Below are 13,560 nucleotides of genomic sequence, written 5' to 3'. Positions count from 1 at the left end.
GTGTTTTGCCTTGTTATAAAGTTGTTATTTCGAAATAATACCTAAAAACCTAGGTACTTTACCAACATACTCACAAAGTTTTATTTATTTAATAGTAGATGAGGGCGTATTGAGCTTTGACGTACGAGTTCTGGGCTAAATATACAGCAAAGATCAACACGCCCTAGGGCAACGCAATGAACTACCGGGGAAAGGATAAAGTCACCTTTAACCCTTTGGCACTTTGCGGCTCAGCGCAAATAACTCCGTTATGTAATTCTACGGCCGCCTTTGCAATAGAGAGCCCAAGACCAACACCACCCGACTCACGTTCTCGGGCCAGAGATGCTCGATAGAACGGCGAAAATATTTGCTCGCACTCTTTTTGTGACAAACCATCACCATCGTCTGAAACAGTAATATGCCACCGTGTATCGTCATGCTCAAAAGCAATTGAAGTAAGCTGCGTGCTGTGACGAATTGCATTTCGTATCACGTTTTCCACCGCTCTGCAGAGCATGCTGCTATCAACCTCAACGGTTATTTGTGGTATTTGAGCAATGCTAAGCTGCTTATTGTTGTTCTGTGCCTCAAAGTTAGCGTCAGTAAATACATCGTTGAGCACTTCGGCTAGGGGCTGCTTGGTAAGCGACACATGACCAGCCTCAACACGACTTAGCGTAAGTAGCTGTGCCACCAAGGCTTCCATGCGCTCAGCTTCTCGCTCAACTCGGCTTAATGTGTCAGGGTCTACGTTTTGTTGATACGCCAGTCCTAATGCCATTTGTAGCCTAGCCAGTGGCGACCTCAACTCATGAGATACATCAGCTAAGAGGCGCTTCTGTGAGCCCCACATGGCTTGTAATCGTGCTGCCATTGTATTGAAGTCTCGGGCTAGCTCACCTAATTCATCATGGCGATTCGATGCAAAGCCTACTCGCGTATCCCACTGCCCGCTAGCGAGTTTTTTGGCTGAACTTTGTATATCAAGAATAGGTAAAGTCAACGATCGCGCAAACAACCAACTCAGTATGGTTGTGGTAAGTAAGGCAATAAAAAACAGCAGTGAAAACGATGGCTTATTTTCTTCGCTTCGTTCTAACTTCGCTGAAAACAGCGCATAACGTTCACCACCATAATTGAAATACAGAGGTCCAGAAAATTTAACCGCACCGCGTTTGATCGCAATGACAGACTCTTGCCCAATTAAATTTTGCAGCGCCCGAACATCAACATCACGAAGAGGCGGACCGGAAGGCGCAATGACTTGTTTGCTGTTGGTATTCACAGCGATTAAACGCCACCGTCTTTCTCGCTCGAAGCGGTTAAGCAGTTTAACGAGAGGTACTTGCTGTGTATTGTTTCGCTGAATTCGCGATACAGAAACTGACAGTGCGCGCACATCCTGAGGTTTAATATCAACAACTTCTAATTCTTCGAAGAAAAACCGTGTCCCCACAACGGCCAGCGCTGCTGTCACAAGAAATGTAGCCCAAAACCACAAAAAAATGCGCCCCATAATTTTGCGTGTTGGATTTAACTTTTTAAACATCTGCATTACTCCCTCAGCAGCATATAGCCCACACCGCGCAGGGTTTTTATCTTATCACCAGGCGCCACTGCAGATATTTTCTTACGTAAATTGCTCACGTGCATATCGATATTTCTATCAAAGGCTTGTAAGGGTTTGCCCAATACTTTTAAGCTAATTTGCTCTTTTGTCACTCTTTGTGCGGCATTGAGCATTAAAAGCCTGAGCACCATAAACTCTGTGGTTGTCAGCTCTAGCGCTATATCGTTCACCTTGACCTGCTGACTGCTAGGGCTAAGGAAAATGTCATTAATCAGAAGGTCTTGCTCTGTACCGCCGCCAGCGGCAGACAAGGTGTAGCGGCGCACTATAGCTTTAATTCGCGCTACTAGCTCTCTATGGTTAAAGGGCTTTGGCAAATAATCATCGGCTCCCAATTCAAGACCTAAGATCCTGTCGTAGTCATCACCGCGAGCCGTCAACATAAGCACTGGTGTAGTATGGCTAGCGCGAAGTTTTTGGAGCACGTCGAAACCGTCCATTTTTGGCATCATTACATCGAGAAGAATAAGGTCGTAATGATGGCCGGATATTGCTTCAGACAATCCGGCTTCACCGTCGTTTTTCACGTTAACGCTATATCCCATACCAGAGAGGTAAGTCGACAACATATCGGTTAGTTCAATATCATCATCGATGACTAATACAGACTGTAGATGGAACTCCTTGCTCATGAAAACACACTCACCTTTCTATGATTTATTCCCGTACCCGCTGTGCCCATTGATTAAAACTGCACGCTGCTAAGCAATGCTATTACTGGGCTACACAGCTTCTACATAACTTCTATATAGCTACTATATCGCTTCCACTCTTTCTAGTCTTGATATCGTATCGCCTTTACACAAGCTTTACAGTTTACTGACTGTATAGCTGGACGATTGGTACTAATCTATCAGTGTCAAATAAAAGGAGACGAAAATGAAACGATTACTTATTAAACGATTACTAATTACTAGCGCAATTGTAGCGACTGTAGGTATCAGTGGTTTTGCTTATGCCAAGCATCACGACACAAAAATGCGTCACCATCAATCAGCGAAATTTTCAGTTAAACAGATGGTTCAGCAGCTTCGCGGCCTTTCTCTTAGTGAAGCACAAAAAAGTGAAATTAAAGCGTTAGTCACTCAATTTAAAGAAGACAATCCTAGTGAAGCCAAGGGGCATTCAAAAGGAGAACGTAGAAAAGCTGACTCAACGTCAAGATTAGATTTAGCCACGGCGACGGACGCTGAAATTACTGAGTTGGTGGCACAGCGTGTTGCCAAGCAATCGTCAAAACAGCTTAAATTTGCAACATTACGTCACGATGTTTTTGCCGTGTTAACCACAGAGCAGCAAGCAGAACTCGATGAGCGCCAGTCTAAATTTGAAGAGAAGCGTGAACGCAAACATGAAGGCAGAGAGCAGGCTATGCAGTCGCATAAAGATAGCAGAGGCGACAAACAGCAGCGCGGCCAAAGAGAGATGAAGCAATTTGCTGGCCTTTCTTTGTCTGATGAACAAAAGGCCGAGATTGCGCAATTGATTGATTCACAGAAAGAGCGTGCAGTAACTCATCGCGAAACAGTGAAAATATTTAAACAGGCACAGCGCGACTTAGTGAGAAGTAATGCGTTCTCTGAAGATGCGTTTATCGCCCTTAGCGCGAAATATGAAGACGACCTTATCGCTGCTGGCGTTGAAAAGGTCAAATTTAGAAGTACATTAATGGCAGTGCTTTCCGACGAGCAGCAAGAAGCGCTTAAAAGCAAAAAGAGAGAAATGCGAGGATTGATGGACCTACTAAAGTAAGGCGCTTACCTCAATAGCGCTTAAGCCTAATAGTGCTTATTCCACTTACCGTTTATTCATAGCCGAGACATTGCTCTCGGCTATTCTAAGCCTACTGTTCTTAACAATTAAAAGCTTGGTTTTACCGGCTTATATTCCGGCGATAAAAATAGCGGTGATGTAACAACTAAATCGGCGGTTGCTGGTGTGCACGCCACGGGCACATTCCATACGGAACACAAACGCAACAACGCTTTTACGTCAGGGTCGTGAGGAGCGGCATTTAACGGGTCCCAGAAAAAGAATAAAGCATCTAATTTATTTTCTGCAATCAGCGCCCCAATTTGCTGGTCACCGCCTAACGGTCCGCTTTGAAAGCGCTGTACCGGAAGTCCGATTTCATCAGCCACCAGCCCCCCCGTTGTTCCCGTGGCTACGAGATTACACTGTTCTAATATCTTTTTATGCTCACTAGCCCACGCTAATAACTCAGGTTTTTTGTGATCGTGGGCAACCAGGGCCACCGTAAGCTTGCTCATCGCTGAATCTGCCTTTTTATGTGTTTACCGATAATTACAATTGTGACAACCAATTTGAAAACAGGGAAAGTGTAACGCGTCTTATGCTGTTTACATAGCTATCCTTGCCAAAATGGTGTGTATAAATATTCAATATCAGCGAAGTCCGTGTCAAATTTATGTAACAGAGACTAATGTACTATATTAGTTAACGAATATATCCCTGCAAAAAGCGAGAGAGATAATTCAATTCAAAATATTTATACATTAATATTGCATATAAATTCAGAATTGATAGACTTACCCACGGTCAAAACAGTCGTCCACTGAAAGGATGACAGATACAGGAATGCATAATGACAACATCTCATTACGCTGCTAATTTCAATAGCAACGTAACCATGTTTACTACTCCCCAGGCTAGCTACACTTTGCATAGTGTGCGACGACGCTCGCGTTCATCTATGCTGTTGCAGTAGCACACTTTTTACCTTTGTAATGTGGTAGCGGTTAGGCACTAAAGTCCAATCAGTTTACAAAGGTAAAAAGTGATTTTTTTCTCTTTATTCAAAATAGACTTATTATGTATAACGTATCAATTATTGGTGCCAGTGGTTACACAGGGGCACAGCTTGTAGAATTAGTTCAACAGCATCCTGAATTGACGCTGTCTGGAACCTATGTGTCATCAAACAGCGCAGATGCCAACAAGCCCATTGGCGAGCTTCATGGAAAGTTAGCACATATTGATGCAACACTTATCCCCATTAGCGACAGCATTTTAAAGTCGTTAGCGCATGACGTTGACTTTATATTCTTAGCAACGCCTCATGAAGCAAGCCACGACTGGATGCCATTACTTACCTCAGGCTCAGCAAAAGTACTCGATCTGTCTGGCGCATTTAGGCTAAAAGACACTGAAGTATTCGAGGCCTTTTATGGTTTTCCTCACAAGCAGCAAGAAAGTTTAAACAATGCGGTTTACGGACTGGCTGAGTGGTATTCATCGTCTATTGCGCAAGCCCAAATTATTGCTGTACCGGGCTGCTACCCCACCGCCAGCTTAACCGCCCTCAAACCGCTGGGTGAAAACAATTTGTTAGATAACGCTGTTCGCCCCGTCATTAATGCGGTATCCGGTGTCTCTGGGGCCGGTAGAAAGGCAAGCCTTACCACCAGTTTTTTCGAAGTTAGCCTGCATGCCTATGGGGTTTTAGGTCATCGCCATACGCCGGAAATTGAGGCATACCTCGGCACACCCGTTATCTTCACCCCTCATTTAGGTAATTTTAAACGCGGGATCTTAGCTACGGTAACGGTGAAACTAAAGTCTGGTGTCACACAAGAGCAACTTGATGAAGCCTATAAAGCTGCCTATGCTGATAAGCCTATTGTTCGGTTACGCAGCAGCTTCCCCAAAATAGATGATGTAGCGCACACGCCATTTGTTGACCTTTACTGGAAGCTTGATGAGTCATCAGGTTATGCCGTTGTCACATCAGCGATTGATAATGTTATGAAAGGGGCAGCATCGCAGGCCATTCAATGCGTAAACCTAATGACTAAGCAGCCAATAGAAACAGGGTTAGTACTATGAGCCGTTCCCCCATCGTCATAAAAGTAGGTGGCGCGTTATTAGACGACGCTGCTGCGATGACACGGTTGTTTTTAAGCATTAAAGAAGTTCAAAAAAGCCGTCCTGTTGCGGTTGTGCATGGCGGCGGCCCATTGGTGGAAACCCTAATGGCTAGCTTAGGGCTTGTAAGCACTAAGATAGATGGGTTAAGGGTAACACCCGATGAGCATATGCCTTACATTTGTGGCGCATTAGCGGGTTCGGCAAACAAACAACTTTGCGCTGCGGCAATAGCATCGGGCTTAACTCCTGCAGGCTTATCGCTGCTTGATGGTAATATGGTAGTGTGCGAACCACTGGCTGATAAATACGGTGCAGTAGGGGCTCCTGCTACTGCAGACGCTACCTTTATAAAGAGTATTCTAGCCCAGTCGGTGCTGCCGATCATTAGCTCTATAGGCTCAAGTGTCCAAGGTAGATTACTCAACATCAACGCAGACCAGGCAGCAACGGTAATTGCTGAATTACTTGATGCTGAGCTGTTACTGCTTTCCAACGTTGATGGCGTGCTCGATGGCGACAAAGTGCTTATCGGCGAGTTAGATGCAACGCGTATAGAGGAATACTCTACTACCGGCGTTATTATTGATGGCATGAAGGTTAAAGTCGACGCGGCCCTTCAGTCAGCAAACACCCTATCACGTGCGGTCTACATTGCCAGTTGGACAGCAGACATCACTGACATACTTAATAAAAATACGGGTACACAAATTATACCCAGCGAGACTTCGCCACTGAATGGCGTCTTGGGAGACAACGAATGAAACAGGATTTATTAACTTTTGCCAACTGGACACCAGAGGCAATGGAAGCATTACTTAAACTTGCGGTTGAAATAAAGCACGCACCGGCAAGTTATAGCAATGTGCTAAAAGGAAAGTCGATTGTTGCGCTATTTGAAAAACCGTCTCTGCGCACACGAGTGAGCTTTGATATTGGTATTAACAAGCTTGGCGGCCACATGGTGTATCTTGATGTGCAATCGGGCAAGCTGGCGGGTCGTGAAGACTCGGTAGATACCGCAGCAAACCTTTCGTGCTGGGCGGATGCCATTGTTGCTCGCGTATTTTCTCACTCGACATTAGAGACCTATGCTGAAACGGCAAATGTACCTGTTGTAAACGCATTGTGCGATAAGTACCACCCTTGCCAAGGCTTGGCCGACTACCTCACCATGTTCGAGCGTTTTGGTAAAACCAAAGGGTTAACCATGACCTATATCGGCGATGGCAACAACGTAACCCATTCGCTATTGATTGTTGGTGCCCTGTTAGGTTGCAACCAAGTTGTGATCACCCCGAAAGGTCACGAAGCAGATGCTAGTATTGTGGCTCATGCCAAAACGCTAGCTGAAAAAACCGGCGCAACCATTGTTGAAAGTAACGAGTTAGAAGCCGCAAATGGTACCGATGTCATCTATACCGACACTTGGCTTTCTATGGGTGATGACACCCCGCTTGAAACTATTAAGGCAACGTTTATGCCGTATCAAGTGAACGAAGCGCTTATGGAGGCATCGGGTGCAAGCTGTGTAATGCACTGCCAGCCGGCTCATCGTGACTTAGAAATTACTGGCTCATTAATTGATAGCGACAAGTCGCTATTAATGCAGCAAGCCGAAAACAGAATGCATGGCCAAAACGCCATCCTTACTCAATTACTCAGTGCCTAAGAGGAACTACTTAGATGCAAAACGTTAAAAAAATCGTGTTGGCCTACTCCGGCGGACTTGATACCTCAGCTATCATTCCATGGCTTAAAGAAAACTATGACTGTGAAGTAGTGGCGTTTGCCGCTGATGTAGGTCAAGGGGATGAAGAGCTTGAAGGCCTTCATGAAAAAGCGATCGCTTCAGGTGCTAGCGAGTGCCACATCATCGATTTGAAAGAAGAGTTCGTTAACGACTACATCTTTCCTACAATTACCACAGGCGCTGTATATGAAGGCGAGTATCTATTAGGTACTTCAATGGCCCGCCCTGTTATCGCTAAAGCGCAAGTAGAAGTGGCAAGAAAAGTAGGTGCTGATGCACTGTGTCACGGCTGTACCGGTAAAGGTAATGACCAAGTACGCTTTGAAAGTACCTTTGCTGCACTAGCACCAGATTTAACGGTTATCGCACCATGGCGTGAGTGGGATATGGTAAGTCGCGAAGACCTATTGGCCTATTTGGCCGAGCGCAACATTGCCACTACGGCCTCGGCAACAAAGATATACAGCCGTGACGCCAACGCATGGCATATTTCTCACGAAGGCGGCGAGCTTGAAGATCCATGGCAAGAGCCTACGAAAGAAGTCTGGACCATGACGGTAGACCCGGAAGATGCGCCAAACACACCAGAGCGCATAAATTTGTCATTTAACGAAGGTAGACTGACTCACATTGACGGTGAAGCATTATCGCCATACCAAGCGTTAGTTAAGCTAAACACGGTAGCAGCGGCACACGGCGTGGGTCGTATTGATATTGTTGAAAACCGTTTGGTAGGCATGAAATCTCGTGGCTGTTATGAAACTCCTGGCGGCACAGTGCTACTAAAAGCATACAAAGCCCTTGAGACCATGGTACTTGATAAAGCAGCACTTAAATACCGTGAGCAAATTGGTTTAGAGTTTTCCCACGTGATGTATGACGGACGTTGGTTTACTGCGCTAAACGATTCACTGCTTGCTGGTGCGGCATCCTTTGCGAAAAAAGTGACGGGTGATATCGTGGTTAAACTTTATAAAGGTCAGGCAACAGTAACCCAGCGTCGCTCGCCTAACAGCTTGTATTCTGAAGACTTCGCCACATTTGGCGCCGATGATGTATACGATCAAAAACACGCTGAAGGATTTATCCGTTTATTCAGCCTATCTAGTCGTATTGAAGCATTAAAAAACCAAGGCTAATCACAAAGGTTAAAGGAGTATCACATGGCGTTGTGGGGTGGCCGGTTTGAATCCGGTGCAAGTAGTATGTTTAAGCAGGTTAACGACTCTTTGCCGTTTGACCGTGTTATGGCGAGCCAAGATATACAAGGCTCAATAAGTTGGTCACGGGCGCTGCATAAAGCGGGCGTGCTCACTGTTGACGAACAGCAGCAACTAGAAGCAGCACTGAGCGAGCTTAAAGCGCAAGCTGATGCCGGCGAGTTAGATTTTGATGCCTCTAGCGAAGAAGATATTCACAGCTTTGTAGAAGCTGCGCTTATTGAAAAGCTGGGTGATATTGGCAGAAAACTACACACGGGTAGAAGTCGCAATGACCAAGTTGCCACTGATTTCAGGCTATGGGTTCGCGAACATATTGCTTCACTTCGCAGCGACGTTCTTGGCGTCATTAAATCGCTGCTAAACGCAGCAAGTCGCCACCAGGAAGCTATCATTCCTGGCTATACCCACTTACAGCGCGCTCAACCTATTCACTTTGCACATTGGTGCTTGGCGTACGTTGAAATGCTAAAGCGCGATCTAAGTCGACTTGATGACCTAAAAGCAAGAATGAACCAGTGTCCGCTGGGCTCTGGTGCATTAGCTGGCACAACATTTCCTGTCGACCGCCATGCCATTGCCGATGAGTTAGGGTTTGATTCTCCGTGCCTAAATAGCCTAGACGCAGTCTCAGATCGCGATTTCGTGCTTGAGCTGTTGTTTACTGCAAGCACCAGCATGATGCACTTATCTCGCCTGGCTGAAGATATGATTTTTTACAACTCTGGCGAAGCTGGCTTTCTGCAGTTAGGTGATAGCGTAACATCGGGCTCTTCACTTATGCCTCAGAAGAAAAACCCTGATGCTTTGGAACTGATGCGTGGAAAGTGCGGTCGAGTATTCGGTTCACTACAAGCACTGCTAGTCACCATGAAAGGGTTGCCTCTTGCGTACAACAAAGATATGCAGGAAGACAAAGAAGGTGCCATTGACGCTGTCAATCAATGGCATATTTGTTTGTGCATTGCCAGTGAAGTACTCGACTCGCTGCAGCTAAACGAGGAGCGTTGCCGCATTGCCGCAGCTCAAGGGTATTCTAATGCCACTGAACTTGCAGATTACTTGGTGGGCAAAGGCATTCCGTTTAGAACCGGTCACGACATTGCAGGCCGCGTCGTACTTCAAGCCATTGATAATGGCTGTGCTATTGAAGATTTACCTCTTAGCCAGCTGCAATCTATTTGCGATAAAATTGAAGATGACGTCTATCCGGTGCTGCAGCTTGAGTTTGGCGTTAATCAACGAAATATACTTGGCGGAACCAGTAAAGAGACAGTGACTAAAGCGCTGTATCAAGAACTGGAAAGTCTGGATCAAGAGCTGGAAAGCTTGGATAAACAAGGGTAGCGATAGGGAAATACTTGCATGGTATTAGCGCATCACGATGGCATTAAATTATTTCGCAGCTCGCTGCCTTATATCAATGCCCACCAGGGAAAGACCTTTGTATTGATGTTCGGTGGCGAAGCCATTGAGCATCCCAATTTCCCTAATATTATTCACGATATTGCTTTGCTGAATACCCTTGGCGTGCGCGTAGTTATTGTGCACGGTGCAAGGCCTCAAATAGACTCAAGAGTTGCCCTTCGCAATATTGAAGGGCGCTTTGAAAACGGCGTTAGAATTACTGACAAGCAAACGTTGGAGTGCGTAAAAGACGCAGCTGGCTCAGTGCGCTCTCAAGTAGAAGCCTTGTTAACGATGGGACTACCAAACTCTCCCATGCACGGCGCGCAAATACGCGTTTGCTCCGGAAATTTAGTGGTTGCTAAACCCATGGGCGTTCGCAATGGTATCGACTTCGAAAACACCGGATTGGTGCGCCGTATTGATATTACTGGCATCAATGACCACCTGAATGACGGTTCAATCGCACTGCTTTCACCCATGGGCTATTCAGCCACAGGAGAGGTATTTAACCTGTCTCATGAAGATGTGGCTATTCAAGCTGCAATTACACTTAAAGCCGATAAGCTCATTGTGTTTTCAAACTACGACGGCATTTATAACAGCGATGGTAAATTACTTCGCACCATCGAGCGCCCTCAGTTAGAAAAGATGATAATGGAAGGCAACATTACTACGGAACATACAGTACTTCGCGCCCTCACTACTAGCGTATCTGCTGGCGTGCCGCGAGCACACTGCATTAGCTATGAAAACGACGGTGCACTGCTTCAAGAGCTGTTCACTCGCGATGGCACAGGCTCGTTAGTGATGGAACATCATTACGAGCAATTGCGAGCTGCAACCATTGACGATGTGGGCGGTATACTGAACCTTATTAAGCCATTAGAAGACAGTGGAGTGCTAGTCAAACGTTCTCGCGAGCGCCTTGAGAGTGAGATTAATCAATTTATCGTTATTGTACGTGACGGAATGATTATCGCTTGCGCAGCACTTTATCTGTATCCCGAGGATGACTGTGCCGAGCTTGCCTGTGTGGCCACACATCAAGATTACCGCGGCAAAAACCGCGGTGAACGTATACTAGAAGAAGTATGCAGGCGAGCTAAAGAAGCGTGTATCAATCGTATATTTGTACTGACTACAGTGACGGCCCACTGGTTTTTAGAGCAAGGGTTTCAGCCTGCGGATATCAGTGCTTTGCCAGAAGTGAAAAAAGAGCTGTACAACTTCCAGCGCAACTCAAAGGTGTTTACACTAGAGGTGGAATAGCAGCTTTACTGGCTAATTAGCGGCCTGCTTGTACTTCCATGCCGCTCGATGTTATTGCCGTAAAGTCGTCGTTTTTTGAGCGACCGCAGGTCATAAAGCAAGTTAGTATCCACATTAAATTCCGGTTAATTGGATGAGATAAACAAACGTTTACCACCTTACCCACGTATATTCAGATAACTTTACTATCACTCACTTCTCTTTATCGTTATGGCGCTTCATACATCACGACTACTCACTGCTGCTATTGTCTTTGTGCTTCTCACCATTGGTGCAGGCGTCTTTTTTTCATATAAAAGTATGAGTAAACACGCCTTGAAACGAGAAGAACTTAATTTTATGGGTAGCAAGGGTTGGTCATGGTTTGACGAAAAGCGTCGTGTCCAAATAAAGAGAGTAAAAGGAGATTTACCTGCTTTGCGTAAGGTATATATGGATGAGAACTATGCAGCCCTATTAACCATTAGCGATAAGGGCCGTTATCGAGGTTTCGTGTTCTTTAACGAGCCCTGCGAAGAAGGTTCTGCTATTACAGAAACTAAATACTATGGTGCCGACGGCGAGCAAAATGTTGATGTGCTGCACTGTATCCAAGGAAAATTGGTGTTTATGAAATCATGGGCAATGCCTCCAGAAAAACGGTGGGAAGGAAGCGTTGGCGATTTTCGTTTTTCGGTATCACTTGAAGATTGGGATCTGAAACCGTTGCAAAAAGCCTACTATAAAAGCCGAGCTGTGCTTGTTTAACTGCGCTTAATTAACTGTGCCGATTTAACTGCATTGGTTAACTGCAATAATTAACTGAATTAGTTAACTGCATTAGTTAATGTCACCAGCATCACGCATAAGAGCTGTGTCGCCACCACCGACTACGTCAATGGTGGCGTTTTATACAGTCACCTTACTCTTATTTCAAACATCTTTAGCTATTCGCTAGGGCGGCATCAATATCTGCAGCGCTGTGTCGGTTCTCCAACTGCCCGTCTTCGCCCCACGTTTTATTAACGATACGGCCGCGCTGCACACCTTTGCGCTTTTCAACACGCTGTGCCCATTCCAGCAGATGGGCATAATCATTTACTTGTAAAAACGTAGCGGCGTCATACAAATTACCTAGCACCAGGTTGCCATACCATGGCCATATCGCGATATCCGCTATGCTGTACTCGTCTCCCGCCATGAATGTGTTCTTCGCCAAATGCTTATCTAAAACGTCTAATTGACGTTTCGTTTCCATAGTAAAGCGGTTAATGGGGTACTCCATTGGGTATGGCGCGTAGCTGTAAAAATGGCCAAAACCACCACCGAGATAAGGCGCACTGCCCACCTGCCAGAATAACCAGTTCATGCATTCTGCTTTAGCATGAGCGTCTTTGGGAATAAATTTATCGAACTTTTCAGCTAAGTACATCAGGATGGAGCCAGACTCAAACAGCTTTGTTTCCGGCGTGGTTGTAGTATCCACCATCGCAGGTATTTTACTATTTGGGTTTACATCCACAAAGCCTGAAGAAAATTGATCGCCCTCTCCGATATTCACCAACCAAGCGTCATACTCAGCCTCATCTATGCCTGCGGCCAACAACTCTTCTAGCATGATGGTGACTTTTTGCCCGTTTGGTGTGGCTAAAGAATGAAGTTGAAATCCATGCTCACCTTGTTCACGGGCCTTTTCATGGGTTGCACCAGACACAGGGCGATTAATGCTAGCCCACTTATTGCCGTCGTCTTTGTCCTGCGTCCATATTTTAGGGGGGGTGTAATTATCAGATGCTGACATTGCTTTTCCTTTTTGTCGCTGCTTGTAAAATGTATCTATTAACTAAGAACAACTTTTAAAGAGATAGAGCTCACCGGTGTCGACCAATAAACAAGGTTATAGGCTCACCAACATAAAAAAAGCCGAGCGGTGAGATTCACCAGCTCGGCCTACAATAAAAGGCGCACACTCCATTGCACGCAAAGCGGTAGTGTACGGATAGCGTTAGCGAGTTGAACTAGCGAATTACATGAGCCGATTACACTAGCGCTCATTTACCCGTACATATCAATTAACTGCATTAGCACCGCGCTTGTTAATCACGCGTGCTTGCACGACTGTGCATTTCAACATCTAATTTCAATAATTAAGCCAACTTAAAAAAATCCAATATTTTCATAGCGTTATAAAATTTAAGGCGAAAAGTTCAAGAAGAAATAGAGGAAAATGTTGCACATTGGTGACAATGTTTTACCGAGGCAGGTGGAAAGGCGATTGCTAGAATATGTTTCACCTTAAAGTACATACATCGAGTAGGGTGAGGCGTCACCGCCTCATCCCTCTCACAGAACCGTACGTACGGGCCTCGTATACGGCTCCTGCATACTTCATATCGCCATTGTTGGTGACGCAATAAGTAAATTAACTCCTA

12 protein-coding genes are annotated in these 13,560 nt (G+C 45.5%); 8 read left to right on the top strand and 4 right to left on the bottom strand.

Features of this window, described 5'->3' with window-relative positions; all coding sequences use genetic code 11:
• Positions 1–181: 181 nt before the first annotated feature.
• Together O9X84_RS18535 and O9X84_RS18530 are read right to left on the bottom strand one after the other, a co-directional pair.
• Positions 182–1,531, bottom strand: coding sequence for an ATP-binding protein (locus tag O9X84_RS18535; RefSeq protein ID WP_269521158.1), 1,350 nt, complete (start codon positions 1,529–1,531; stop codon positions 182–184).
• Between the two features lie 5 nt (positions 1,532–1,536).
• Positions 1,537–2,244, bottom strand: coding sequence for a response regulator transcription factor (locus O9X84_RS18530; protein ID WP_269521157.1), 708 nt, complete (start codon positions 2,242–2,244; stop codon positions 1,537–1,539).
• A 247-nt stretch (positions 2,245–2,491) separates the two neighbouring features.
• Between O9X84_RS18530 and O9X84_RS18525 the strand changes: the two genes are divergently transcribed.
• Entirely contained in the window at positions 2,492–3,364 is an 873-nt protein-coding gene (locus O9X84_RS18525) for a Spy/CpxP family protein refolding chaperone (RefSeq protein WP_269521156.1), read from the top strand.
• A 107-nt stretch (positions 3,365–3,471) separates the two neighbouring features.
• Here the strand turns inward: O9X84_RS18525 and O9X84_RS18520 are convergent, their stop codons facing one another.
• Positions 3,472–3,882: a methylglyoxal synthase gene (locus tag O9X84_RS18520; protein ID WP_269521155.1), complete on the bottom strand. Its 411-nt coding sequence runs from the start codon at positions 3,880–3,882 to the stop codon at positions 3,472–3,474.
• 562 nt (positions 3,883–4,444) lie between these two features.
• Here O9X84_RS18520 and argC point away from each other — a divergent pair.
• The 7 genes from argC to O9X84_RS18485 all read left to right on the top strand — a co-directional run bounded on the left by argC (position 4,445) and on the right by O9X84_RS18485 (position 11,896).
• Positions 4,445–5,458: an N-acetyl-gamma-glutamyl-phosphate reductase gene (argC, locus tag O9X84_RS18515; protein WP_269521154.1), complete on the top strand. Its 1,014-nt coding sequence runs from the start codon at positions 4,445–4,447 to the stop codon at positions 5,456–5,458.
• The gene (gene argB / locus O9X84_RS18510) at positions 5,455–6,261 is read left to right on the top strand and encodes an acetylglutamate kinase (RefSeq protein ID WP_269521153.1); all 807 of its coding nucleotides are present in this window, start codon (positions 5,455–5,457) and stop codon (positions 6,259–6,261) included. Before argC ends, argB begins: the two co-directional genes overlap by 4 nt.
• Positions 6,258–7,169 carry an ornithine carbamoyltransferase gene (locus tag O9X84_RS18505; protein ID WP_269521152.1) on the top strand — a complete coding sequence of 304 codons (912 nt, stop codon included), beginning with the start codon at positions 6,258–6,260 and terminating at the stop codon, positions 7,167–7,169. Before argB ends, O9X84_RS18505 begins: the two co-directional genes overlap by 4 nt.
• 14 nt (positions 7,170–7,183) lie before the next feature.
• Positions 7,184–8,389 carry an argininosuccinate synthase gene (locus O9X84_RS18500; RefSeq protein WP_032095468.1) on the top strand — a complete coding sequence of 402 codons (1,206 nt, stop codon included), beginning with the start codon at positions 7,184–7,186 and terminating at the stop codon, positions 8,387–8,389.
• A 24-nt stretch (positions 8,390–8,413) separates the two neighbouring features.
• Entirely contained in the window at positions 8,414–9,817 is a 1,404-nt protein-coding gene (argH, locus tag O9X84_RS18495; RefSeq protein ID WP_269521151.1) for an argininosuccinate lyase, read from the top strand.
• 18 nt (positions 9,818–9,835) lie between these two features.
• Positions 9,836–11,149, top strand: coding sequence for an amino-acid N-acetyltransferase (gene argA, locus O9X84_RS18490; protein WP_269521150.1), 1,314 nt, complete (start codon positions 9,836–9,838; stop codon positions 11,147–11,149).
• A gap of 339 nt (positions 11,150–11,488) precedes the next feature.
• The gene (locus O9X84_RS18485) at positions 11,489–11,896 is read left to right on the top strand and encodes a hypothetical protein (RefSeq protein WP_269521149.1); all 408 of its coding nucleotides are present in this window, start codon (positions 11,489–11,491) and stop codon (positions 11,894–11,896) included.
• A 175-nt stretch (positions 11,897–12,071) separates the two neighbouring features.
• Here the strand turns inward: O9X84_RS18485 and yghU are convergent, their stop codons facing one another.
• The gene (gene yghU / locus O9X84_RS18480; RefSeq protein WP_269521148.1) at positions 12,072–12,929 is read right to left on the bottom strand and encodes a glutathione-dependent disulfide-bond oxidoreductase; all 858 of its coding nucleotides are present in this window, start codon (positions 12,927–12,929) and stop codon (positions 12,072–12,074) included.
• Positions 12,930–13,560: the final 631 nt, after the last annotated feature.

Source organism: Alteromonas sp. BMJM2 (assembly GCF_027257845.1).
Classification (GTDB): Bacteria; Pseudomonadota; Gammaproteobacteria; order Enterobacterales; family Alteromonadaceae; genus Alteromonas.
The sequence above is the reverse complement of the archived record's forward strand: the minus strand, read 5'-3'. Positions and strand labels throughout refer to the sequence as shown.